General features: G+C 44.3%; 19 protein-coding genes and 5 pseudogenes. 13 read left to right on the top strand and 11 right to left on the bottom strand.

From position 1 onward, the window contains the following. Positions 1-96: 96 nt before the first annotated feature. Positions 97-522, top strand: a complete 426-nt coding sequence (locus ACMAZD_RS21230) for a bifunctional diaminohydroxyphosphoribosylaminopyrimidine deaminase/5-amino-6-(5-phosphoribosylamino)uracil reductase RibD (RefSeq protein ID WP_435250495.1) — start codon at positions 97-99, stop codon at positions 520-522. Between the two features lie 17 nt (positions 523-539). Here ACMAZD_RS21230 and ACMAZD_RS21225 read toward each other — a convergent pair whose 3' ends face one another. Further along, positions 540-992, bottom strand: a complete 453-nt coding sequence (locus ACMAZD_RS21225; protein ID WP_435250494.1) for an NUDIX hydrolase — start codon at positions 990-992, stop codon at positions 540-542. Positions 993-1,361: 369 nt separating this feature from the next. Here ACMAZD_RS21225 and ACMAZD_RS21220 point away from each other — a divergent pair, with 369 nt between their 5' ends. From ACMAZD_RS21220 to ACMAZD_RS21210, 3 genes are all read left to right on the top strand, one after another. Next, positions 1,362-3,074: a pseudouridine synthase gene (locus ACMAZD_RS21220; protein ID WP_435250493.1), complete on the top strand. Its 1,713-nt coding sequence runs from the start codon at positions 1,362-1,364 to the stop codon at positions 3,072-3,074. A 202-nt stretch (positions 3,075-3,276) separates the two neighbouring features. Further along, positions 3,277-3,657, top strand: a complete 381-nt coding sequence (locus ACMAZD_RS21215) for a hypothetical protein (protein WP_435250492.1) — start codon at positions 3,277-3,279, stop codon at positions 3,655-3,657. 125 nt (positions 3,658-3,782) lie between these two features. Beyond that, entirely contained in the window at positions 3,783-4,796 is a 1,014-nt protein-coding gene (locus tag ACMAZD_RS21210; protein ID WP_435250491.1) for an alpha/beta hydrolase family protein, read from the top strand. A gap of 20 nt (positions 4,797-4,816) precedes the next feature. On the opposite strand, the gene ACMAZD_RS21205 is transcribed toward ACMAZD_RS21210, so the two are convergent. Both ACMAZD_RS21205 and ACMAZD_RS21200 read right to left on the bottom strand, forming a co-directional pair. Next, positions 4,817-5,881 carry a helix-turn-helix domain-containing protein gene (locus tag ACMAZD_RS21205; protein ID WP_435250490.1) on the bottom strand — a complete coding sequence of 355 codons (1,065 nt, stop codon included), beginning with the start codon at positions 5,879-5,881 and terminating at the stop codon, positions 4,817-4,819. 110 nt (positions 5,882-5,991) lie between these two features. Next, the gene (locus ACMAZD_RS21200; protein WP_435250489.1) at positions 5,992-6,948 is read right to left on the bottom strand and encodes a GlxA family transcriptional regulator; all 957 of its coding nucleotides are present in this window, start codon (positions 6,946-6,948) and stop codon (positions 5,992-5,994) included. An 89-nt stretch (positions 6,949-7,037) separates the two neighbouring features. Between ACMAZD_RS21200 and ACMAZD_RS21195 the strand changes: the two genes are divergently transcribed. Continuing rightward, positions 7,038-7,598, top strand: coding sequence for a cysteine hydrolase family protein (locus ACMAZD_RS21195; RefSeq protein ID WP_435250488.1), 561 nt, complete (start codon positions 7,038-7,040; stop codon positions 7,596-7,598). 124 nt (positions 7,599-7,722) lie between these two features. On the opposite strand, the gene ACMAZD_RS21190 is transcribed toward ACMAZD_RS21195, so the two are convergent. The 3 genes and pseudogenes from ACMAZD_RS21190 to ACMAZD_RS21180 all read right to left on the bottom strand — a co-directional run. Next, on the bottom strand, positions 7,723-9,081 hold the full coding sequence (locus ACMAZD_RS21190) for a Na+/H+ antiporter NhaC family protein (protein WP_435250487.1): 1,359 nt from the start codon (positions 9,079-9,081) through the stop codon (positions 7,723-7,725). Positions 9,082-9,317: 236 nt separating this feature from the next. After that, positions 9,318-10,100: a hydratase gene (locus ACMAZD_RS21185; RefSeq protein ID WP_435250486.1), complete on the bottom strand. Its 783-nt coding sequence runs from the start codon at positions 10,098-10,100 to the stop codon at positions 9,318-9,320. Positions 10,101-10,297: 197 nt separating this feature from the next. Next, positions 10,298-10,477, bottom strand: a pseudogene (locus ACMAZD_RS21180) (DUF3861 family protein); the annotation flags it as partial. A gap of 102 nt (positions 10,478-10,579) precedes the next feature. Here ACMAZD_RS21180 and ACMAZD_RS21175 point away from each other — a divergent pair. Further along, positions 10,580-11,005 (top strand): MarR family winged helix-turn-helix transcriptional regulator, encoded by a 426-nt coding sequence (locus ACMAZD_RS21175; protein WP_435250485.1) that lies wholly within the window; start codon positions 10,580-10,582, stop codon positions 11,003-11,005. A 144-nt stretch (positions 11,006-11,149) separates the two neighbouring features. Here the strand turns inward: ACMAZD_RS21175 and ACMAZD_RS21170 are convergent. Then, positions 11,150-11,675: pseudogene (locus ACMAZD_RS21170) on the bottom strand (MBL fold metallo-hydrolase); the annotation flags it as partial. 274 nt (positions 11,676-11,949) lie between these two features. On the opposite strand from ACMAZD_RS21170, the gene ACMAZD_RS21165 reads away from it, so the two are divergent. Next, positions 11,950-13,848 carry a methyl-accepting chemotaxis protein gene (locus ACMAZD_RS21165; protein ID WP_435250484.1) on the top strand — a complete coding sequence of 633 codons (1,899 nt, stop codon included), beginning with the start codon at positions 11,950-11,952 and terminating at the stop codon, positions 13,846-13,848. Between the two features lie 40 nt (positions 13,849-13,888). On the opposite strand, the pseudogene ACMAZD_RS21160 reads toward ACMAZD_RS21165, so the two are convergent. Next, positions 13,889-15,673: pseudogene (locus ACMAZD_RS21160) on the bottom strand (SgrR family transcriptional regulator). A 603-nt stretch (positions 15,674-16,276) separates the two neighbouring features. Between ACMAZD_RS21160 and rimK the strand changes: the two are divergent. Both rimK and ACMAZD_RS21150 read left to right on the top strand, forming a co-directional pair. Then, on the top strand, positions 16,277-17,182 hold the full coding sequence (rimK, locus tag ACMAZD_RS21155) for a 30S ribosomal protein S6--L-glutamate ligase (protein WP_435250483.1): 906 nt from the start codon (positions 16,277-16,279) through the stop codon (positions 17,180-17,182). Between the two features lie 32 nt (positions 17,183-17,214). Beyond that, positions 17,215-17,643, top strand: a complete 429-nt coding sequence (locus ACMAZD_RS21150; RefSeq protein ID WP_435250482.1) for an ATP-dependent zinc protease family protein — start codon at positions 17,215-17,217, stop codon at positions 17,641-17,643. A 153-nt stretch (positions 17,644-17,796) separates the two neighbouring features. On the opposite strand, the gene ACMAZD_RS21145 is transcribed toward ACMAZD_RS21150, so the two are convergent. Then, complete coding sequence (locus ACMAZD_RS21145; RefSeq protein ID WP_435250481.1) at positions 17,797-18,585, bottom strand: MBL fold metallo-hydrolase; 789 nt, start codon at positions 18,583-18,585, stop codon at positions 17,797-17,799. A gap of 202 nt (positions 18,586-18,787) precedes the next feature. On the opposite strand from ACMAZD_RS21145, the pseudogene ACMAZD_RS21140 reads away from it, so the two are divergent. From ACMAZD_RS21140 to ACMAZD_RS21130, 3 genes and pseudogenes are all read left to right on the top strand, one after another. Then, positions 18,788-19,393: pseudogene (locus ACMAZD_RS21140) on the top strand (2OG-Fe(II) oxygenase). 232 nt (positions 19,394-19,625) lie between these two features. After that, entirely contained in the window at positions 19,626-20,345 is a 720-nt protein-coding gene (locus ACMAZD_RS21135) for a glycerophosphodiester phosphodiesterase family protein (protein ID WP_435250480.1), read from the top strand. A gap of 159 nt (positions 20,346-20,504) precedes the next feature. Continuing rightward, positions 20,505-21,241 (top strand): annotated as a pseudogene (locus tag ACMAZD_RS21130) (sulfite exporter TauE/SafE family protein). Between the two features lie 40 nt (positions 21,242-21,281). On the opposite strand, the gene ACMAZD_RS21125 reads toward ACMAZD_RS21130, so the two are convergent. Further along, positions 21,282-22,061: a L,D-transpeptidase family protein gene (locus ACMAZD_RS21125; protein WP_435250479.1), complete on the bottom strand. Its 780-nt coding sequence runs from the start codon at positions 22,059-22,061 to the stop codon at positions 21,282-21,284. A 2-nt stretch (positions 22,062-22,063) separates the two neighbouring features. Then, positions 22,064-22,546, bottom strand: a complete 483-nt coding sequence (locus ACMAZD_RS21120) for a GNAT family N-acetyltransferase (protein WP_435250478.1) — start codon at positions 22,544-22,546, stop codon at positions 22,064-22,066. Positions 22,547-22,755: 209 nt separating this feature from the next. Here ACMAZD_RS21120 and ACMAZD_RS21115 point away from each other — a divergent pair, with 209 nt between their 5' ends. Next, entirely contained in the window at positions 22,756-23,736 is a 981-nt protein-coding gene (locus ACMAZD_RS21115) for a Gfo/Idh/MocA family protein (RefSeq protein WP_435250477.1), read from the top strand. The last annotated feature ends 69 nt before the right edge of the window (positions 23,737-23,805 follow it).

Raw genomic sequence — 23,805 nt, 5'->3', positions numbered from 1 at the left:
TGTCCACGCTTATTAGCTTAGTAAGTTAGTCACTAGTCTCATCAACCGCGCCTGGCGACTAACTGCTGCGCCTTCTCGTCATACAGAGTAACGACCATGAACCAACAATACATGCTGCAAGCGCTTGAAGCTTCGCGCCAAGCCCTACCTGATTGCCAACCAAACCCGCCAGTGGGCTGTGTTTTGGTCAAAGACAGTGAGGTCGTGTCGGTTGGGTACACACAAAAGGTCGGTGGAAATCATGCAGAGGTCGAAGCGTTAAATAGCTATAACGGAAAAATGGAAGGTGTTACCGCTTATATAACTCTAGAGCCCTGCTCTTTTGTTGGCAGAACACCCGCTTGTGCCAATACATTGGTTAAAGCAGGCATCAAACACGTCGTCGTTGCCATGCTAGACCCAGATCCGCGCAATAATGGTCGTGGTGTCGCGATACTCGAGTCAAATAGCGTGAGAGTCGATGTAGGGCTATGCCAAGCACAAGTGAGCGCCTTTTTAACCCCGTATATTGGTAAGTCCTAGATCTTAAACAGTCAGTGTTAATTTAATTTCACACGGTAAAGCGGATTAACTGGCTTATCGACAAAGTATGACCAGATATGATCGTAGACCGCATGTTGGTTAGGAAACGGCGCTAACGCTTTCGCCTCTTCTAAATTACACCAACGGTACTCAGTGTGTTCATGGTTTAGTTCTACCGCTTGGTCTGGCGGACAAAGCACAGCAAAGATTGGGATAAGTTGAATGACATTGACGTTCGCCTCGTAGAACTGCTCCAGAAACTGTGCGTTGTACAAGGCTTCCACTTCAATTTTGGTCTCTTCTTCAAACTCACGAACAATGGCCTGCCAGCCTGTTTCCCCCGCTTCAATCGAGCCTGCTACATGGCACCAAAATTCGCCTTTCATACGCTTCATTAATAGCATTTTCGTTTGTCCGTCGATCTCTGAAAGAGCGACACCAGCTACGATGGAAGTGTTGAGTGGAATCATAACGTTACCTTAGATTGAATAAGGGGCGGCAAGGCTACCACCCTTAGTTTGTAAAGTTACCTTCTCTGATTAGAAACGAGAAGTCACTCAGCAATTTATGGCTATCAAGCGATATTCCTGAGTTTTACATTCAAAATGACAACTCTTTCATCCCATCATTGAGCCATTTCTTATTTGAGGCGCTTTTCGATAAAGAGTAGAATCCCCGCCTTGTAATGTGTTTCTTCAGTTTTTATTATTAGAACGTCGGTTTCTAGAAGCATTGTTTTTAAAGGCCTCTGTTTTGGTCGCTCAGCTTCTAGGCTCTATAATCATACACAGTAGACTCACAACCATTTATCACCACGATATAAGTAGTAAGACGACAACATGCACTCATCCAAACCAACGCACGCCTCAGAAAACAGCCACACACCTGAGAACTGCTTCACTCGCTTTCAACAGCCGATCGAGTCATATTCGTTGCCTGAGCGTTTCACCTTCCCGTTCTATTATGAACCGCACGCACTGTGTGAAATCGCTTCTCACCAACTTCAACAATACCTAGAAACACAAACCGATTGGCAACATGACTTCGGGCTAGACTCTGATACAGGTCGCGGCAAGATGTTCGGCGTGTTGCTAGTGAAAAGTCCAGAAGGTGAGCTTGGTTACTTCTCTGCTTTCTCTGGCAAAATCGCAGACCAAAACTTACTGCCCCATTTTGTACCTCCCGTATTCGACATGCTCAGCAGCGACAGTTTTTTCCATCAAGACACGGCCGACATGATGGCTGTGAATGCGAAATTTAAAGCGCTGCAAACGAACGCTGAATACCTTGAGTTATGTGAACAACTAGTACAACAGAAAGCACTGGCAGAACAAGAGATTGAAGCTCAACGTTTGTTAATTGTAGAAGGCCGAAAAACACGTAAAGAACAACGTGAACAAGGTAAAGAAAACCTTGATGAGCAAGCCTTCGAACAGCTGAATAACGAGTTAAACAAAGCCAGCGTTGCCGATAAAAATCAGCAGAAATATCTTAAGCTCAACTGGGAACAAACCCTAAATGAACTTCAAAGCAAAGTTGGTGTGTTCACCACTCAATTAGCTGAACTCAAAGAGCAAAGAGCACACCTTTCTCATCAGCTTCAGCACAAACTGTTTTCACAATACGCTTTCCAAAATGCGGAAGGAAATATTGAAGATCTAAACCAGATCTTTGAAGACACCCCAAACAAGATACCACCAGCAGGTTCTGGCGAATGCGCTGCCCCCAAGCTGCTGCAATACGCGTATCTAAATGGTTATACACCGTTGGCATTGGCTGAATTTTGGTGGGGTCGTTCACCGAAGTCTGAAATCCGAAAGCACAAGAAATACTACGCTTCTTGTCAGAGTAAGTGTGTGCCGATCCTTGGCCATATGTTGAAAGGCCTAAAAGTCGATCCAAACCCATTGCTAGAAAACCCAGCAGAAGGTAAAGATCTCGACATCCTGTTCCAAGACGATCACATCGTGGTGGTACATAAGCCAGCAGGTTTTCTATCCGTACCAGGTAAAACCATCAAAGATTCGGCCTACACTCGCGTTCAAGAAATGCATCAAGATGTTGAGGGGCCATTTGTTATCCACCGCTTGGATATGGCGACCTCTGGCATTCTGATATTTGCTCTGACTCGACGTGCAAACAAAAGCCTGCAGAAACAATTCATTACTCGTGAAGTCGAGAAGCGCTACGTGGCAATGATCGAAGGCGTTCTGACCGAAGATGAGGGTTATGTTCGATTACCGCTGCGTGGTGACCTGTACGATCGTCCTCGTCAAATTGTCTGCTACGAGCACGGTAAGCCAGCTGAAACCAAGTGGGAAGTCATTGAGCGAAACCAAGACACCACCAAGGTTTATCTACACCCTAAAACTGGCCGCACTCACCAGTTACGTGTTCACTGTTCACACCAAGAAGGGCTAGATATGCCTATCTTGGGTGATGGCTTATACGGCAACAAAGCCGACCGACTGCACTTACATGCTGAAAGGCTTGCGCTGCACCACCCTATCACCAAAGAGTGGATGGTGTTCCAGTTCGACGCTGAATTCTAAGCGTTAAGCCTATTTTCTGCGTTAAGACTATTTTCTGCATTAAGCCTAAGAGATAAACCAGAGTCACAAAACGTTTGTGACTCTGATTCCCTCTTTCACCTACCTCTTTGGGGTATATCTCCACACTTATTGCACTACATCAAGGTTCATTTTCTTGCGACGAGTAGCATGCGCCTCTTCTTTTTTCTTTGAGGCCTTTGATATGTCATCAGCTGCTTTGAATTTGCACACCAACACATCAACTTCTTCTGTGATTGCCTCACAAGGATTGAGCTTGAAACCACTCACGGACAAAAAGCCAGACCTAAATTCAGCAATGTTGAGTCTCATCGAAGAAGTAAAAAACGAACTCCCTCTTTACGAATCAGAAACGTTTATCTGTAGTCCAAAGGGTAACTGCTCGGGTTGCTCTAAGAAATTATTGGAGATGGTCGACACAGAATTGATGTACTGGGAACACAGTATTTCAATGGGACAAGGACCGAACTTCGAAGAACTGCGTCGCTTCGGTAAGCTATGCAGCAGTGTAAGACGTGGCTTAGAAAGAAACGGCTTGGTAGAGGAATACCCTAGAAGAAGATAACTAAAACTAAGTCTCTAACTTTGGTACTTAAACACGGTTTAGGACGTCCTCGATCGTGTTTGAGGCCTCGCCCTCACTGGCTTTAGCGCATATTAGCTCCAATTACCTCAACTGGAGTCAACCTCATGAAGTGGACACACTTACTGTTCGTATTCCTACTTTCCTTTTGTACTTCTGCCATAGCTTCCGATGTCGGATTCACTCAAGTCACCTTAACTGACGATTCTAATCGCCCGCTAAACACTGCGATTTGGTATCCCACACAAGATAAATCAAACACGACCTTGATTGGCGATAACCCGGCCTTCATCGGCACACAAGTCGTCAAAGATGGAGAAATTCAATCTGGCACTTTTCCTGTGGTGCTTTTATCACACGGCTACCGAGGAAACTGGCGAAACCAGAATTGGTTGGCAACAGCACTCGCACATCGTGGATACATAGTCGCCTCAGTCAACCATCCGGGAACCACATCTTTTGACCAATCTCCAGAGCAAGCAGCCAAGTGGTGGGAAAGACCGCGAGATATCACACGAACTCTCGATTACCTGCTAAGCGAAGTTCTATGGAAGCAATCGGTTAATGCCAACAATATCACTGCAATTGGACATTCATTAGGAGGCTGGACAGTGATGCAATTGGCAGGAGCGAAAATCGATAGGGCGACCTTCGAGGCTGAGTGTCTTATATACCCCAACCCACGTACCTGTGGGCTTCCTGAAGAATTAGGGCTCTCACAAGTCCAAACGGCTGAACCAAACGATAAAGGCCTATCAGACCCTCGAATAAAGCGCGTGGTTAGCCTTGATCTAGGGCCTGCTCGCAGCTTTTCAATCGTTAGCTTAAATGACATTAAAGTGCCAACCTTGATACTGGCAGCTGGGAGCGATATTGGAGATCTTCCTCAAGCATTAGAGTCTGGCTATATTGCCGAACATGTACCTATCAATTCAAGACGCTACAAAGTCTATGACAACACCACCCATTTTAGCTTCATTCAAGGCTGTAAACCCGGTGCTATAGCCATGCTGAATGAGGAGGTGCCAGGGGATGGCATTATTTGTAAAGATGGCATTGGTACATCACGCGACCAGTTACATCAATTGTTCTTCAATGACATCGCTAACTTTCTGAATTGATAAACCAAAAGCAAACACACTCAATCTAAGACTTGTGGCGAGCTTCGAAATTCACTCGGAGTTTGCCCAGTAATCCTTGAAAACTCACGATTGAAATTGGACTTGGTTTGAAAACCTGAATTAAGGAAGATATCGGTTATCGTCTCATCACTTTGCTTCAATAGAATCTTGGCATACTCAACTCGATAAGCATTGATCACCTTCGAAATGTTCTCATTATGAGTTTGATTAACTGCTGACGATATTTTCCGAGCTGGGATGCCTAACTTTCTCGCCAATCGATTGAGAGATAAATCTGGATCTTTGAACACCTGATGATCTCTCATCAATGCATCAAACTTAGCGACTATCTGCGTGACATTTTTGTCTTCGTCAAAGCTTACCGTTGTTATCAGTGCATCAGCTGCGTCAGGTAAGCTATTTAGTATTGGAAGTTCGCTCTGTTGTTGATTTTGCTTCTGAATCAGAGACGTACTGGTACTGACAAAAATCACAGTCCCAACAATTGCGGGAATAAGAACTAAATAGCTAATGGATAGGATCAAGTCAATGTGTTGTGCGTTGAGCTGCAAAATATCAAACGAGATAATACCATCCACGAGAGCTGAAAACAGTAAAGCAAAACCAGCAACACGTTCAGCGAGCAAAACATTCGATACATCACTCAACCTGACGTGCTCTGGAAAGTTAAACGATGATTTCAACAACAAGCAGCCATAGCCGAGATAGAGCGAGATCAGTAATATATCTATCGCTCCGCCCCAAAGATGCTCATAAAAAAATGAGCCAACCAGAACAGCGACTGGACCTAACCAATGCAAATGTGTATTGGGCTTACTTCGGTGACCCCCCGTAAAGCAGAGCCATGCTGTTACAGGTACGCTTGCCCCTAGTACTGGCTGTAAGAAACGAAACAATGCGATATCTACCGTCCAACGTAACCCAACAACAGTAATCATCAACGCGCACAACATGATAAACCAAAATGGTTTTTGACTTGTTTGTGGGTAACGATATCGAAGCAAAACGGCCGTGATAAATAACAGTAGAGCAGCAACAAATGGCAAGGGAATAGCGAGCATCAAAATTCCATTTATGTTCGAGAAAAGATCATTTCAATATCACGTCACATATTCAGTAAGTGAACCATTGAATCAGTGCGAGTGATAAGTATTGAATATCAATCTATGGTAAATCATTCCTCAGAGAGAAATCTAGACCGAAATCTTGATGGCGTTAAGCCGATGATTTTCACAAAGACTTTTCGGAAGCTGTTCACGTCCTCATAGCCCACTAGGTAGCTGATCTGCTCAACCGGTTTATGAGAGCTTTCCAGTAGCTCGCACGCACTTTGAATACGTACGTGTTGGATATAATTGATCGGCGTATAGCTCGTCGCTTTGGTAAATTGACGGATAAAGGTTCTCCGACTCATAAACGCTTCTTCAGCCAATTGGTCAAGAGACAACGAAAGATGATGGTTCTTTTGAATAAAACGCTGCACTGGCACAATCTTGTCATTGCCGTGAGCATAGTTCGGCACAAAGCTTTGATAGTAGCGTTGCTCTCTCAACCCCGTATCAAGCACGAGGTATTTACCTAGATTGCGAGTATTGGTCGGGGTTGTATATTTGGTCAGGATAAACAAAGCGAGATCCATCCACGACATCAAACCGCCAGCGGTGATAATGTCAGCGTCATCGATCAATATTTTATCCACATCAACATCGACCTCAGCATATTGCTCCGAGAATTGTTTCTGTGCTTGCCAATGCGTTGTCACGGTTCGTCCCTGCAACAACCCCGTTCCAGCTAAAATAAACACGCCCGCGCAAGCAGAACAGAGTATCGACCCACGTTGATGAGACTGAACAAGGTAATCCAACAAACCTTCATCTGGTTCTAAGTAGTAGCTGCCATCTAGGTTTGGCGGCACCAAAATGATGTCTGCTTTTGAGTTCTCGATTAATCCATCAACCGATTTAGACCAATCGTCGTAAGGCTTAATTTCAGCATGAAACTGAACCTGCTCATTGGAAGGTTCGAGGCTATTAGCCAATTGAAGAAACTCTTTCACTCCAAACACGGCACTTTGCAGAGAGCCTGGATAGTCGATGATTTCGACCATTACTGATTTTGTCACTATTGCCATAGAGTCTGTCATTTTTGACGTGTGATAAAAACTACAGAGTATTCATAATATCCCTACACCGCAACACACTAAATACAAAGGTATAGACTATGAAGAAAACAGCCCTACTACTTATCGACTTTCAAAATGACTATTTCCCTTCATACGAGGGTGCAAAATGGGCGCTGTCTGAAACAGAAAAAGCAGCCGAAAAAGGTGCACAGTTATTATCCGCTTTCAGAGACAAGCAACTTCCTGTGGTTCATGTACGTCATGAGTTTCCGACGAATGATGCTCCATTCTTCTTGCCAGAATCAGACGGTGCTCAAATCCACAGCAGCGTGACTCCGCTAGAAGGTGAACCTGTTATCGTAAAGCATCAAATCAATAGCTTTAGAGACACAGAGCTGAACAAGGTGCTAAAAGAGCAAGGCGTTGAAAAACTGATCATCGTTGGTGCAATGAGTCACATGTGTATTGATGCTGTGACTCGTGCAGCAACCGATTTAGGCTATGAATGCCACGTAGCGCATGATGCTTGCACAACCTTAGATATGGAGTTCAATGGCGTTAAAGTACCTGCAGCACATGTGCACGCCGTATTCATGGCAGCACTTAGCTTTGGTTATAGCAACGTTGCAACAACAAACGAGCTAGAGAAGCTGCTTTAATCAAGATCCGTATTAGTGGTAAGCACTCAGATTCGTGATTGACCGCCTAAACTGACGGTCTACATATTAAGAGCACAAAAAAAGGCGCCGATTAAGGCGCCTTTTTACTAGAAACGAGCTTTCATTATGTCGCTGCAGTTTGGCGCGTAGGGTGTTTGATGAATACCGCAATCACTGCCACGATAGCCAATGCGAAACAGTAGTATGAGTTAGAAACGATCTCTAACGGCGATAGGTTAAATACCGAACCTAATAGCAGCACCTGCGCACCATAAGGCAACACACCTTGAATCACACAAGAGAAGATATCCAATAAGCTCGCCGAGCGACGTGGAGATACATCGTTCTCTTCTGCTAATTGACGAGCAACACTACCAGAGACAATGATCGCTACTGTGTTGTTTGCCGTGCACATGTTCACCATAGATACCAAACCAGCAATACCTAACTCACTTGCGCGGCCATTCGCTTGCTTAGAGTGTGAAGAGCCGAACGCACGAATCATGCTACTTACCAGGTTAGTCAAGAACGCTAGACCACCTTGGCGACGCATCAGCTCACTCAAACCACCGATCAGCATCGACAGTAAGAAGATTTCCTGCATGTTGCCAAAGCCAGCATAGATATCTTGCGCGTAATCCGTTAAGCCGTAGTTCTCCACTGAACCTAAGCTAACGCCACCCGCCAGTAAGATACCGATGGTCAGCACAACGAACACATTCATGCCTGATACTGCAAGAATCAAGATCGTGATGTAAGGCAGCACTTTAAGCCACTCAATAGGACCCGTTTCTGGCACTTGAGTCGCTGTGCTATTGAAAGCAAAGATAACAACCGCGATAAGTGCAGCAGGAAGTGCGATACGGATGTTCTCTTTAAACTTGTCTCTCATCTCACAGCCTTGCGAGCGCGTCGCGGCAATCGTGGTATCTGAGATAATAGAAAGGTTGTCACCAAACATAGCACCACTTAAAACAACGCCTGCAGTCAGTGGAATGCTCATGCCTGCTGAGTCAGCAATGCCTAACGCCACAGGTGCAACCGCAGCGATGGTGCCCATCGACGTACCCATTGCTGTCGCGATGAAAGCTGAAATCAGAAAGATCCCCGGCAGAATCATGCTCGTCGGGATCGCCGACAGACCGAGGTTTACCGTCGCGTCAACGCCACCAGACGCTTTAGCCACAGCTGCGAAAGCACCCGCCAATAGGTAGATCATGCACATTGCGATAATGTCTTTGTGACCGACTCCACCTAAGAATTGTTCGATAGCACGGTTCAATTTATCTTTGCTTAGCAACAACGCCAGCACCACAGCAGGCAAAGCCGCAATCGGAGCTGGCAGCTGATAGAAAGCAAAATCGACGCCTTGCAGTGACAAGTACGTGCCTACGCCAATAAACAGCGCTAGGAACACGATCAGAGGGATAAGCGCAACTGCCGAAGGAGCAATAACCGCATTAGAATTTTTTGAATTGGACATGGAACGACAACACTATAGAACAGGGAGGAGAGCAGACTAATGTCACACTTAGGACTTGTCAACGTCTAGACGTCTAAACGCCCAATTTAATGCAAAGTAATAAGAACTCTATTGAAGATCACATAATAGAAAAGGCTATTTACTCACCAGTAAATAGCCTTTCGAGAACAAATTGCCTATGCGTAAAGCAGAGTTTTAGAGAGCTGCTCTCTTGATAAACAGAGCTTGTAAAGAACTTAGCGCTTTTGGTTGAAAGTCACTTGATACTCTCCGATATCATCATAAGCAACGGTTGTTAGCTCATCGAAGTCAACCTCAACCACACCACAGTAAGACCCTGTAATAATCGCCTCGCCCGCTTCAAAACTGACTCCACGCTTGGTCATCGTATCGATCAACCAGTAGATAGGGTTTTGAGCTAATGCGTTAGGGTGAGCGCCAGAAAATGCCTGAACTTTTCCAGCTTGAGTTATAGCCACTTCGACCTTGGCAGCCGCAAACGCTTCATCTTTCTCTATTTCAGGACCAAGAAATAGGCCTTGGTTTGCCAAACAATCGGCTAAAACTTCGTAAAACTCTGCACCACTGTCATCAGCAAAGCGAGATTGAATCAACTCCAATGCCATACGACATGAACCAATTGCATTATTGATTTGTACTTCACTGTAGCCATTTGAGTTCGCAGGCAATGACTTAGTCAGCACAAAAGCGATTTCTGGCTCAACTCGGGCTACCCCTTTGCCTGGTAAAGACCCTGTGTCTGCGAACAGTTCACAAACATCTCCTTGCTGCACGTTGTCAGCGAAAATAGGCGCTACGATAAATTTATTTTCTGCAAGAGGTAACAGACACTTCCAGCCCCCCACTCTATCTGCGTGTATTTCAATCATTGATTCTTGAATGGATAACGCATCATCTAAACTGGTTGGGCGATATTGTTCGATTAACCTTGGTGCTTTAGTTCCCGCGGTGCGACGGCTTAATAACTCTTTAGCCGCCTGCTCAAATATACTTGTCATAATATACCGTTTAAATTTAGAACGATTAGAAATAGGCTTGGACAATTGCATCACTCATACGATGGTTGCACCGTAAAGTGTTCAAAGGCTTATTGTCACATGTACCGCAAGTAAACACATACCTCTAAGTCAATATAACAAAAGAAAAGCCAGCACCTGATGATCAGTTTGCTAACTTGTTAAATATGTCATTGTCGAAGAAGCGCTGTTGATTTCTCATCTAAGCCATTGTCTTTTTTGATCTTCTCAACAATCGTGAACATGTTTTCTCTGTCTTCAATTTCAAGCTGCATGGTTTAAAGTTCACAGTCTTCTTTAACACTCAACTCTTCAATAGTGATACGATAGTTATTGTTTTTGCCTGTGATTATTTGCATCGTCATTACTGTCTCCTAACTTGAATTTACGAACCGCTAAGTGATAATGTCAATTACAAGCACAATGGTTGATACTATCAGCTGTATTCCCGAGGATCGTTTATGTCTGATAACACATCGCTAGAATCCATCTTTCGCTTAGTACACTCTTTTAAACGCCAAATGCGTGAACAGATTGAGAGCTTAGATTCTGAGATCGCACCTATGAACATTCGTGTCATGAAGATCATTACTAAGAAATCTCCATGTACCGCTATCGATATCGCAAACTGCCTATGCCGTGATAAAGCACAAGTCACGAGACTAGTAAATACAACGATCAATCAAGAGCTTGTGAAGAAGTCTCTAAACCCTGAAGACAAACGTAGCCAATTGTTGGTCCTGACTGATAAGGGTGAAGAGATCATGGGTAAAGTCTCTAATATTGATCGAGACATGCTACAACGAATGACCAAAGGCATGACCGAAGATGAATTAGAACAGTTCAGCAAAATAGCGAACAAAATGGCTAAGAACCTCGAAAATTGATCTAAGTAACAAGCAGCCCTTTCGAACAAGCCACTCTTTTCAAAAAGCAAAAAACGCCACCGAATAGTAAGATCGGTGGCGTTTTGTGTATAAGCTAGGTTTATACACATTAACGGTTTAGCTACGTCTATTTGGATGACAGCTCTTTTCCAGTAGCCCACCGACTCTAATTGGCACCAAAAACGTACCTCCTTTATCGGCAAGCACCTTTGTCTAAATGGTCGTAGTGATCGTGGCTGATCACCATCACATCAATATCGGGTAGATCTTGCGATGTGATTGGTGTTGGATGAAAACGCTTTGGCCCCATCCATTGAACTGGCGATGCACGATCACTGAACACAGGATCTGTCATAACTAGTTTGCCATCCAGCTTTATCATCACGCTTGAGTGACCTAAGCGGTACGCAACCTCTTCTTGCTCTTCAATCAACTGTTCCGCAGTCATTGGAACGAGAGGCAATGCGGTTCGTGGCACTGGCTCATTTCTTTCCACTGTCACATAAGCTTTCAAGATTGAAAAAATATCCGACATACCCGATTTGTATTCCAATTCACTGTTAACAAACTTCTTCGGAAGCTTATCTAGATTGTCATTTGATTGTGAACCTGTGCTGACGATAGCGACCATGGCAAGTACTCCTAAAATCGGTAATAGATATTTTTTCATTGGTCTCTCTTCAACGTTGGGGTAGGCCCAACTCAAAAACTACATTAGCAATGTTTACATATCAAACAAGTAAACCAATGAGTGTAATTTTTATTAATTGAATTTAACTCCGGAAAAAGCCCTCAGTCAAAGGACAAGTAAATGTGACGCCTCAAATCTGTACAAATATCGCACAGCGCTCATTTCTAGGATTCATTTATTGACCATTAGGTCAGGTTTTAATTAACATTATATTTACAAATAAACATTGGACGTTGTTAGAAGGGACTCTAAATTGGAATTTACTATACGAACTAAGGCAATATTGGCGACGATCATCGCTACTCTGGCCATTATTAGCGTAATGGGGATATATTCATTTCAATCAAGCCGAGCCATCCTGATTGATAGGACCTTTGAAAGAGAACTGCCCGCGTCACTTGGCGAGGTGAGCAATGAAATCAACCTTAAGCTGGAAACTCCTATTCTCGCATCAAAGATGATGACGCTTTCGCCTTTAATGCAGCAAACCACACTCTCGGAAGAAGAGCTTCGGACCTATCTTCAATCTGTTAAAAACGAATTCAACGCGATCAGTGCCTATTACGTTTCCAACGAAGCGAGCACTTACTACACCCACAACGGCATACTAAAAACCATCTCAGCCAATGAACAAAATGACCAATGGATCTACCGCTTCATCCAGTCAGACAAAACATTTGAGCTCTCTTTAGATATTGATGCCGGTACTGGCATCCCAGCGCTATTTGTCAACTATGTGGTGACTCGAAACGGCGAACGTATCGGTGTGACTGGCATCGGCTTAACCTTGGAAAGTATTACCCAATTGATCAGCAATCACAGCGTGGATGAAAACGGTATTGTTTTTCTGGTCGATAAACAAGGGATCATCAAGGTTCACCCTGACAAAAACCTAATTGGTCAATCAATGGACTCTATCGGGATTGAAAGTAGCCTGTTACTCGGTAGTCAGCAAACCATTGTTCATGAGGGTGTTGTTGACAGACAGCCTCAAATTCTAGGCTCCAAATCGATGCCGGGTATTGGTTGGACTTTGATTACTCAAATCCCCAAGCAAGAAGTATTAAGTGAATTAAACGACTTCAGTCAAACTATTATCTTTATGGCTTTACTCATCGCTGCAATCTACACACCAATCGCAGCATGGGCGACCAACAAACTGTTGCTGCCTTTCGTTGAGGTTGCAGAACTATTGCAACAGATAGGAAAAGGCGGTGGCGATCTAACGCTTCGCTTGGATGACTCACGTCATGATGAAATAGGCCAGATTGCAAAAGGATATAACCAATTTGTTCAATACCTTAGCGACCTGCTTAAAGACGTGTCGAATACGGGTCAACAAATATCAGAATCCATTCAGAGCGTGGATGGAATGGCTCAATCAATGGAACAAGACATCAAACAACAAACTAGCCAAATAGAACAAGTCGCCACAGCCATTCACGAGATGGGAGCCAGCTCTGACGAAATAGCCCAAAACGCTAACGGTGCTGCCGATAGCGCGAGCAGAGCTTCAGGTGCGATAATTATCGGTCAAAAATCGGTCACCGTCACCTCAGAAAGTATCGAACACATGAACCAGCAACTCGACGACACCACGGCAATCGTTAATCAACTCGCTCAAGATGCCAACTCTATCGACACTGTGTTGGATGTGATCAGCGATGTTTCTGAACAAACGAACTTGTTGGCATTGAATGCAGCAATCGAAGCCGCTCGGGCTGGAGAGCAAGGCCGTGGCTTTGCGGTGGTTGCTGACGAAGTTAGAACGCTCGCCTCACGAAGCCAAGCATCAACTGAAGAAATACGCGGCATTATCGAGAAGCTTCAGCATCGTACTCAACAAGCCGTGGCTGCGATTGATACTAGCACCACTCTTGGGAGTAACTGCCAGGTTGAGGCTTCTAATTCAGAGCAGCAGCTATCAAGCATTTCTCAAAGTGTCGATGAGATGAATGCGATGAACATGCAGATCGCCTCAGCAACGGGCCAGCAATCTAACGTCATCAACGAGATCTCACCGCACATCTCAGGCATTTCTGAAATCGCCAGAGAGAGCGATAGCATGATTGAGAAAACAGCTCAGGAGTGCCAGCACTTGCGAGCTAAGGCAATGCACTTAACGAGTTTGGTTTCTCAATTCAAATGCTAACTTCAATGGAACGCGAAATACGCTGACCACTCCACTCAAGTTAGTCAGCAGACCATACATTCTTGAAATCTGGCCATCCCCAGTTGGTGATGGCTACGTTTTTCAGAATCCCTTGGAAACGCACAGTTTGTAAGTGATGGAACATCGGGACTAACCAATAATCAGAAATCAACGTGGATGCAACGGGCTCCAACTCTGCCAAATAATTCGGTAGTTCAACCGATGCTTTGTGATGATCTAAGCGCTGTTTGAGCCAATCACTGTTCATCTCTCCTAGTGCCGAGTGCAAAACAGGGTCATTCATCAACCACGAGAACAATGAAGAAGGGGCATTGTCATCGAGATTGAGGTTACACAACACCAAGTCTTCTTTTAAATCGCCACTTTGAGAGAGCTGTGCCAGTTCTCGAAAGCTGTAGGAATTCACCTCAACTTCCACACCATATCGTTTGAGTATGTCTGATACGCAAATAGCACATCGATAGAGCGCGTAATAATTGTAAACGGCAATCCTCATCTTTTTCGGAAGTTGCGTCTCTTTCGAAGGCGTTCGATACAATTTTTGCCAACTTGGTAGAATGTTCTGAGCAAAAGAGACGCTGAACAATCCTTGATTTTTTTCAAGTTGAGACAATACCGCTTGTGGGTTAGCTATCCCAGCGATGTACTTACGCTGCTCATCAGTGAACAGACTAGAAGCTGAATTCTGATTGAATAGAATAAATAAACACCCATCCTCAACTCGACTACGAAGGCCATCGGTTTCAGCCGACACCAGCTTCGCATCGCTTTTTCCGAGTTGATGAAAACAAGACGAGTCTTCATAAGGCGACACCTGCATTTGGCTGTCATCGAAACGAGCGCTGCCCGTCATCGATTCTTCAAACTGCCAAATAGTCACCTCATCAGTCAAAGAGCGACAACCATAATAAAGCTCAAATGCCGCGAGCTTGATGCGTTCATTATTGGTCTCAACCACTTTGAAAGGGCCGGTTCCAATCACAGCATGATAGACCGAATTTAAGAGCGATGGCTCACGGGTCACTTGCGCAGCGGGTTGAATCGAATACTTAACGCCAGCAAGTAAGCCCGCGAAGCCGGTATCTGCTTTGGTCAGTTGGAAGCTGATCCTTAACGGCTGCTCACTGTAAACCGATGCAACATGAGCTAACTCTGTCTGATAGAAAGGTAGCGGTTGTAAAGCGGTAAACAACGAAACTAGCTGTGTGGCGTCAACGGGTTGGCCATCGTGGAAAGTTAGGCCAGGGCGCAAATAGAAAGTCCAAACCAAATTTTAAGCATCATACTCCCAATGGTGCGCCAGTTCAGGCTTTAACTCGCCCTTGCCATTACAAGTGACGAGGCAGCTGAACACTTGCCTGATCAAAAATCGTTCGCTACTACGGTGAATATGGTGTGGGAATAGGTCTTCAAACTTACGTTTGTAGGTTAATTGAACGTGCAGTAGCCCTTCACGCATCGTCGCGCCAGAGGTTTCTTGGAGGAGAGACCCAAATACAGCGCGGTCATTGTCTAGAATTGACAGTGCTTTTTCGTATTTGCCCTGCTCTATCAATTTACTGGCAACATGTTGAGTCAATTCTTGATGGCTAAAACGTAAGGTCAGATTAGAACGTTGATTCCTGCCAACTTTTGGTTCCCACACGACCCATTCAGCTTGATGCATTTTACCTAACAAGGTTCGAGCGTGGCGCAAGCTTGTAAACAACTTATCTGCCACTTCCGTTAAGGTCACGGAGTGAGAAATGTTTGGCTCGAACGATTCTAGCCGCGTGTAGTAACGCATCATGTTTAGATCAGACAAATAATGAACCTTTTAAACGTAGCTCTTCCTAATTAAGCCCATTATAAAACACAATCGTAAAAAAGTAGTGTGATATGACCAAAACAGGAACAACCAATAAAAATACTATCTGTTTTTTAGTTCCTCTTAATTAACCATAATGAACGGGTCAGCAACAAACCATAGGTTGTAAATAAAGCCTAACTAGAGAGAGTAATGACCATGAGAAAATACTATCTTAATAAGTTAAAAAGCACCTGCAGTAAGCTCGAAAGAGAAGCATTACGAACACTTATAGAGCTGTGTAACTGGCGTTATTAGTACACTTTTTAGCACCGAGTTAACGCGAGTTGAGTACAACCTAATATGCTCCTACCCCCAATATGAGTTAGGTCTCAACTCGCTTTTCCATTCCAAACCCACTCTCAACCCTGCAGTACCAATCACTCACACATTCGATAACTTTCCGTTGTCGACTCGACAAATTTAATTCGTTTTCTTAGTTAAACAAAAAGCCTTAAGGTTCGCCCCGAAGCAAGCAAGGAGCCTCAGAAAAAACTGAAAGCTCAGCGAACAACTAAATAATTTTGCAGTTACCAATCAGGTATTAACTAAGGAAACGCCATGCGTATCGCAATTCTTTCTCGCAACGAAAATCTATACTCTACTTCTCGCTTAAAAGCGGCAGGAGAAGCTCGTGGTCACCAGGTCGATGTTATCGACACGCTGCACTGTGACATAGACATCGCGATTAACAATCCGAAGATTCGCTACATGGGTGAAGAGCTACCTCAATACGATGCTGTTATTCCACGTATTGGCGCTTCCATTACCTTTTACGGCACTGCGGTTGTTCGCCAATTCGAAATGATGGGCACTTTTTGTATCAATGAGTCAGTAGCTATCAGTCGTTCTCGCGACAAACTGCGCTCACTACAACTGTTGTCTCGTAAAGGTATTGGCTTACCAAAAACAGGGTTCGCTAGCCGCCCAGACAAAATTCAAGACCTGATCAAAAACGTAGGTGGCGCGCCACTTGTGATCAAGCTGCTTGAAGGTACTCAAGGTATCGGTGTGGTTCTAGCTGAAACAAATAAAGCAGCAGAAAGCGTTATCGAAGCGTTCATGGGCCTAAAAGCGAACATCTTGGTTCAAGAGTTCATTGAAGAAGCAAATGGTGCAGACATCCGTTGTTTTGTTGTTGGCAACAAAGTAATCGCAGCAATGAAGCGTCAAGCTGGTGAGGGTGAATTCCGCTCTAATCTGCACCGTGGCGGCACAGCTCAACTGGTTAAACTAACCAAAGAAGAGCGCGCGACAGCAATCAATGCAGCGAAAATCATGGGATTAAACCTATGTGGTGTAGATATTCTACAATCTAAGAATGGCCCAGTGGTAATGGAAGTAAACTCTTCTCCAGGCCTAGAGGGCATCGAGAAGGCAACGGGTAAAGACGTAGCTGACATGATTTTCGAATTCATCGAGAAGAATGCAAAACCAAACGCTAACCGTACTCGTGGCAAAGGCTGATTGAATACCGAAAACTCATGATTGGAAAGAAAATGAACAATAAAATGATCATAGGGAATATCGAAGCACTTTGCTTACCAGAGTTAGGGATAACTGGACTACATACACGTGTTGATACAGGAGCTCAAACCTCTTCTCTACACGTAGACAATCTACTATGTGTTAAATCAAACGGTGAGAAATTCGTAGAGTTCGACCTTCACCCAGACGTTTATCACCTAGAAGAGACGGTGCGCTGCAAGGCAAAACTGAAAACAAGTAAAAAGATTAAATCATCTAACGGCGAAGTTGAACACCGTTGTGTGATTGAAACCATGCTGAGAATCGGTGGCCAACAATGGCCTATCGATATCACGCTAAGCAACCGTCAAGACATGACTTACATGATGTTACTTGGTCGTCAAGGCATGAGTGACAAAGTGATTGTTGACCCAGCGGGTGAATTCCTGCTGACTCACTAATCCGAGTCATCGTAACCGCTCCACAGGTTATAACTAAAGCTAGTCACAACGCAATAAGGCCAGTCTCATGACTGGCCTTATTGAGTTCTATTTTTCTATTTCCGCTTTCTACTTTCAGCTCTGAATACACTGCTTTGCATTCAGACTTCTGATCTATTTCTTCGATTTACCATGAAATTGAAAACCAAATCGCCAAATCGATAACAGTAATTTCTTGGTTTTGATTTTGGTCACTCGCCAATGCGTCACTGGCCTTCTTGGCGCACTCATCAACAGATGTTCAAAAGCCTTCTGACTGAAATCGACTTGCCCACCATGCGCCACCAGCAAGGTATCGAGCTGCATGTCATAAATACGAGATATCGACTCTCGGTACTTATTCGGATGAAAGATAGGGAAAGGTGGAATCAGCTTCTTTTTCACTTCGACCATTAAATCCGCAACATAGGCGACACTGTGAGATGGGCAATAAACAGAAAGATCTCTGTCGGTATGGCCTGGCGTTTCCAGAACTAACCAGTCGTCAAAGCCAGGAATGCTATCACCATCCGACAACTTGTAGTCCGGCTTCAACCTTCTTGAATACCATAGATTTGCTTTGGGCTTACCCAATCGATTTGCCATCCATCGAGCCAATGCCAGATCGGTCAAATGCATCAATATGCCATCGATGCCGTGGTACCAATCCTTATCTCGATTTGCTGCCACCAAATTACAGTTCGTGAGCTTTCTGAGTTTGTGTGCTGCCCCTGCGTGATCTGGATGCATGTGTGTAACCACAACCGTATGCAGATCAGCAAAATCACGCATAAGCTCTGTTTCGATGAAAGCTTTCAAATGCGGGATGTCGGCTCGACATGCGCCATCAAGTAACAGTAATTTGTCTGGATACTCCACCAAATACATATCTTGGATGTAACCTTTAATGGTATGCAGCTGCAAACCCACTCCTTGTGATAAACCAACTGGTCAGACCTACACCATAGCAAACTCAGACTCAGTTGTAACAAATTTGTTAACTAGAAAATTACATCAAAGTACCATACTCTTCCGCACTTTTATCATGACGACAAAATACGTGATTTGTTGACCTAAGTTATTAAGACTATATATGCGCCTCTAACTTATTGTCTGAGTGCTATACATGAACCAACTAATCGATGCTCTTTCTACCCAAGGCTACTTTGTTTGGGATGACTTCTTAACTCATGAAGAAGTGGTGGCATTTAGGGATTGCATTCCAGAGAACTAGAAAAAGGCTAGGATTGGCCGTAACGATGACGTAGCACGAGAAGCAACGATTCGTAGTGACAAAATTCAGTGGGTACGCCGTGATATGGGCGAACCAGCATCTCTGTTCCTCGACAAAATGGAACAAATTCGTTTAGAAGCAAACCAAGCGTTCTTTTTAGGTCTGTTCGAATATGAAGCGCACTTTGCGAAATACGAAAAAGGCGACTTCTACCAGAAGCATTTAGACTGCTTTAAAGGCAACGAAAACCGCCGTCTGACCACCGTCGTGTTCTACATGAATGACGAATGGTCTGAGGAAGACGCTGGGGAGCTCGTGGTTTACTATCTAAAAGACAATCACATTGCGACCATTCCACCAAAAGGTGGTCGACTGTTGATATTCTTATCTGAACAGTTCCCACACGAGGTTTTGCCAACCAACACCGAGCGATTCAGTATCGCTGGTTGGTTCCGTATTAATGGCGTGAAAGACAACCAATTGGACATCGCACACTAAGCTAAGCCAATCTAATCCAGTCCAATTTCTATCTTATCCCGAGCCTATGTCATCGAACGCCTCTCCATCGATAGGCTTTCGTAGATGAGAATCACAATAAGTGACAAGTCTAATCGACCGCTTTCATTAGCAGAGTCACAACACGGCGATTTGGCTCCACGATTGCTCTGGCGTAATAGAGAAAACTGATATTTAATAAACATTTACGATGCGTCTTAAAGAAGGATTAATTATGTCGTCTATCATCGTAGGTCATCGTGGTGTGGCAGGTACCCACCCAGAAAACACAAAAGTAAGCATTGAGCAAGCCGCTAATCTTGGCTTGAAGTGGGTCGAAGTCGATATTCAAGTGACTCTCGACGACCAACTTGTCGTTTGTCACGATCACACACTAGAACGCTGTAGTGATGGTAAAGGCCGAGTTGATGAACACACCTTGGCAGAGCTGCGCCTGTTAGATTTTGGTCGCTGGAAATCAGAACAGTTCACCGGTGAAAAAATACTGACTCTCACTGAGCTGTTGAGCTTGGTTGAAGCGCATGATCTGAGTGTTAATCTAGAAATTAAAGTCGATAGCAAACACCAAGCGCCTCATGTGGTCGATCTTCTGCACACTGAACTGCTCCGCTCAACACTGGATACCGACAGGATCTTACTTTCAAGCTTCAGTCACCAAGTCGTTGCTGAAATGGCTCACCATTTACCGAGATACCGAGTTGGCGTGATCACAGAGCAACTGACCCAAGCCGATCTTATGCTTATCAATGAGGTAAAAGCGTTCAGTTGTCATATGAATTACGAAAACGTCAATCAGGATGATCTTGATACGCTTGCAGAAGCAAACATTCAAACATGGTGCTACACCGTCAATGATCCGTCTCAGTTTAAATTTCTATCCACCGTCGATGTAATATTCACTGACTTTCCAGATAGATTTGGCGCGAAAAATTGACCAGATAAATACCAAAATGATAAACGTTTAAGACGGGAAAATTTACCTCGATAAACCTCAAAATTAAGTAGCAAACACAAGTGAGTAGGAGTACATTCCGCTGCTCACTTGGTTTCATTAGCTCGCTCTATTCAGACAGCTTCATTGGTTACTCAATTTATGGATCTCATTTTTAGTCCAACTTACCCAATTTTGGGTGCAATCTTCATTTTTCCGCTATCGTTCGTGGCTTTTCAGGCTTCGGGTTCACTTTAGTCGCATTGCCTTTAAGTGCGTTGTTCGTACCGGTTATTGAGCTTGTCCCTGTGTTCATGCTTATCGACCTACTTGGTAACGTTCAATTACTGCCTAAGGTCAAGAAACATGTCAATTGGCGTTGGGTAGCCAAGGTATTTATCCCTTATCTTGTGTTCACACCTGTTAGCCTGCTTTTACTCAAGTCAGTTAGCCAAGACAGTATTATCTTGATCATCAGCGCCTTTATCTTCGTGTCTGCACTTATGATCTACCGAGGCTTTCAATATAAAAGTGAACCGAGATTTGCTCCCTATATCCTAGGAAGCCTTGCTGGAGTAATGAATGGTGCGGCTTCTATGTCTGGTCCACCTATTGGCACCCATGCATTAGCGAACCCTGTGGCTCCGCACATCGCCAGAGCTGGATTGATTGCGTTCTTTGTATTAGCGGATTCGAGTGCCTTTGTTTCTGCATCCATTGCTGGGCTCGTCGACCGTGATGTGGTTTGGCTTACACTGGCACTGTTACCAAGCAGTATGTTTGGTGGCTATTTTGGTTCGAAACTGTTCGAAAGATTTGGTGGCGAGAAATTTAAGCCTGTCACTATCGGGCTGCTTATCGTGATTGCGTTTTTCAGTGCAGGTCGAGTTCTGTTGTAACGAGCGGTCTAATTTCTGAAAGGAAGATGGGTACCCATACCTACCATTCGATATGGATAGGGGTGCCCATTTTGACCAGTTGAATAAACTCATCCATATTTTGGTTGGTTAATGCAATACAGCCATCAGTCCAATCGAAACTTTGGACAAAACCTGGCGCACGACGTTCACCGTTTTTAATACCATGAATTTTGATGTTACCACCCGGGTCAACATCATTCTCTGCAGCCCACTGCCTATCAGAAGAGCGCGGATAGTTGATGTGTACCGAACGGTAAAACTCAGAGCGCTCCATGATATAGTCGAGCGTGTATTCCCCTTCTGGCGTTCGGTTATCCCCTTCAAAGCGTTTATGCCCTTGCGGTTCCTTACCCAAAGCGATACGAAACTCTTGTACCACTTCATCCCCTTTGAGTAGATACATTCTGCGTTTCGATTTATCGACTTTCACTAAGGTCACCACTTGCAACAGAGGATCGATTTCAGAAAAAGAGTCTGGCGCCATGTAGGGCTCTAATAATGAAGCTTGAGTAGAAGCATTAGATAAGCGTTGCGATGAACCTTGTGCCAGCTGAGCAATGTGAGTGGATTGGTCCTCACCCAGCACCTCATCCACATTAATCACATGCTTTGATTTTGAAGTGCTAGTGGAGTTAGGAGAGGAAGTTGAGATACGTTGCGAATGAGCCAGTGCTGACTCAAAGACAATGGTTTCAATAGCGGTAGCGTCAGACACTATTTTCTCAACGACGCTCTTCTCGGCGTGCGCGAGCGGACTCATCAAGAATAAGCATAGTGATAATGGTAAAAACGGACGCACCCTTATATCTCCTCAAAACGCATCGACATGATTCGAGACTGAGTCTCCATTCCAAGCGACTCATAAAAACTCAGGGCTTGTTGATTAAACTCCATCACCTCTAATCTTAACTCTATCGCCCCCTGAGCTTGCGCCCACTGATTGAATGACTTCATCAGTGCTCTACCCACGCCTTTACTCTGAATTTGGTCATTCACCACAATAGTGTTCACTCTTGCCACCTTGTGTGATTGGATAAAGCTCACGCCTTTGTTTTGCGTCACCTTACCAGCAAGAAAGCCAAGCACTACATCCTGTTCAACAGCGACAAAGAAGGCCCCAATCGGGTCAATCATTAAGCCGAGCCAGTACTCTTCACCGTCTGCATTGCTCTGTGATGGCGGCGCGAAAACCATAGGCGCACCAAGATGATGTTGACGGTTTATCTGCTCAGAAAGCGCTAAAATAGAGCGGATGTCAGTTACCTTTGCGGTACGAATTTGCATATCATCACCTTGTTTGAATTCCATAATACCTTAGCAAAAATGACTTACTTGTGCACCGTTGCCCTAGCCAACTCAGGTATGTTATTGAGGCCAAAAATGGATATTAGGATGTATTTTAGCGGGAATTGTTCCGCAAATCTAAGGCACATTGACGACCTTTGAATGCTACTATCTCTGCAGAATCAATACACTAACGACTGGATACCTATATGATTAAGTTTGCTGTAATTGGAACCAATTGGATTACACAAAAGTTTGTTCAAGCTGCCCATGAAACTCAATCGATGCAACTTGCTGCGGTTTATTCACGAAACTTAGACAGCGCGGCACAGTTCGCCCAAAAATTTAATGTTGAAACGACTTATGACTCACTCGATGCATTAGCCAGTGACAGTATAATAACAGCGGTTTACATCGCATCTCCAAACTCAATGCACTGTGAGCAATCGATCTTGATGATGAAGCACGGAAAGCATGTGATTTGTGAAAAGCCTGTTGCGTCGAATATTGATGAAGCGACTCGAATGTTTGGAGTCGCAGAGCAAAACGGCGTGGTGTTATTTGAAGCGTATAAATCTCAGTTTCTACCGAACTTTAAGCAAATCCAACTTGGGTTAGAAAAAATAGGCAAAGTGCATAAAGCGCACATCAACTACTGCCAATATTCATCGCGCTACCAAAAGTACCTCAACGGTGAAAATCCAAATACGTTCAACCCTGCCTTCTCAAACGGCTCAATGGTCGACATTGGTTTTTATTGCGTCGCCGCTTCCGTGGCACTGTTTGGCAAGCCTCAAGCAGCTCACGCTTCTGCTAAATTGCTTGATTCTGGTGTGGATGCTCATGGCTGTGCGATCTTCCAATACCCTCAATTTGATGTGACTCTAGCGCACTCTAAGGTCAGTGATTCCTATGCGCCTAGTGAGATCCAAGGTGAACAAGGGGCGATCATTATCGATCACATCGCTGAATGCACCGACGTTAAGATCCGCTATCGTGATGGCACACTAGAAAGCCTCACGCAGCATCAAAGTGAGAACTCAATGAGTTATGAAGCGCAAGCCTTTGCCGATTGTATCCATGGCGATCAATCAACCAAAGCTCAAACAACACAGCGCGCTTTAACCGTTGCCAAGCTAATTACAGAGATGCGTCAGCAAGTTGGTGTCGTTTACCCTGCAGACAAATAGGCACTACAAATACGCTAATGGTCTGATAACTAAGAAGTAGTCATTTATACATAACCAAATTTAATCTTT

The sequence above is a fragment of the Vibrio sp. nBUS_14 genome, from assembly GCF_051201655.1.
Lineage (GTDB): Bacteria > Pseudomonadota > Gammaproteobacteria > Enterobacterales > Vibrionaceae > Vibrio.
The sequence above is the reverse complement of the archived record's forward strand: the minus strand, read 5'-3'. Positions and strand labels throughout refer to the sequence as shown.

What these genes read in the sequence shown, in the direction of transcription:
- ACMAZD_RS21200 (WP_435250489.1), bottom strand. Translation starts at nt 6,948, where the DNA reads ATGGCAATAGTGACAAAATCAGTAATGGTCGAAATCATCGACTATCCA.
- ACMAZD_RS21215 (WP_435250492.1), top strand. Translation starts at nt 3,277, where the DNA reads ATGTCATCAGCTGCTTTGAATTTGCACACCAACACATCAACTTCTTCT.
- ACMAZD_RS21220 (WP_435250493.1), top strand. Translation starts at nt 1,362, where the DNA reads ATGCACTCATCCAAACCAACGCACGCCTCAGAAAACAGCCACACACCT.
- rimK (WP_435250483.1), top strand. Translation starts at nt 16,277, where the DNA reads ATGCGTATCGCAATTCTTTCTCGCAACGAAAATCTATACTCTACTTCT.
- ACMAZD_RS21225 (WP_435250494.1), bottom strand. Translation starts at nt 992, where the DNA reads ATGATTCCACTCAACACTTCCATCGTAGCTGGTGTCGCTCTTTCAGAG.
- ACMAZD_RS21190 (WP_435250487.1), bottom strand. Translation starts at nt 9,081, where the DNA reads ATGTCCAATTCAAAAAATTCTAATGCGGTTATTGCTCCTTCGGCAGTT.
- ACMAZD_RS21135 (WP_435250480.1), top strand. Translation starts at nt 19,626, where the DNA reads ATGTCGTCTATCATCGTAGGTCATCGTGGTGTGGCAGGTACCCACCCA.
- ACMAZD_RS21185 (WP_435250486.1), bottom strand. Translation starts at nt 10,100, where the DNA reads ATGACAAGTATATTTGAGCAGGCGGCTAAAGAGTTATTAAGCCGTCGC.
- ACMAZD_RS21150 (WP_435250482.1), top strand. Translation starts at nt 17,215, where the DNA reads ATGAACAATAAAATGATCATAGGGAATATCGAAGCACTTTGCTTACCA.
- ACMAZD_RS21115 (WP_435250477.1), top strand. Translation starts at nt 22,756, where the DNA reads ATGATTAAGTTTGCTGTAATTGGAACCAATTGGATTACACAAAAGTTT.
- ACMAZD_RS21195 (WP_435250488.1), top strand. Translation starts at nt 7,038, where the DNA reads ATGAAGAAAACAGCCCTACTACTTATCGACTTTCAAAATGACTATTTC.
- ACMAZD_RS21175 (WP_435250485.1), top strand. Translation starts at nt 10,580, where the DNA reads ATGTCTGATAACACATCGCTAGAATCCATCTTTCGCTTAGTACACTCT.
- ACMAZD_RS21230 (WP_435250495.1), top strand. Translation starts at nt 97, where the DNA reads ATGAACCAACAATACATGCTGCAAGCGCTTGAAGCTTCGCGCCAAGCC.
- ACMAZD_RS21120 (WP_435250478.1), bottom strand. Translation starts at nt 22,546, where the DNA reads ATGCAAATTCGTACCGCAAAGGTAACTGACATCCGCTCTATTTTAGCG.
- ACMAZD_RS21210 (WP_435250491.1), top strand. Translation starts at nt 3,783, where the DNA reads ATGAAGTGGACACACTTACTGTTCGTATTCCTACTTTCCTTTTGTACT.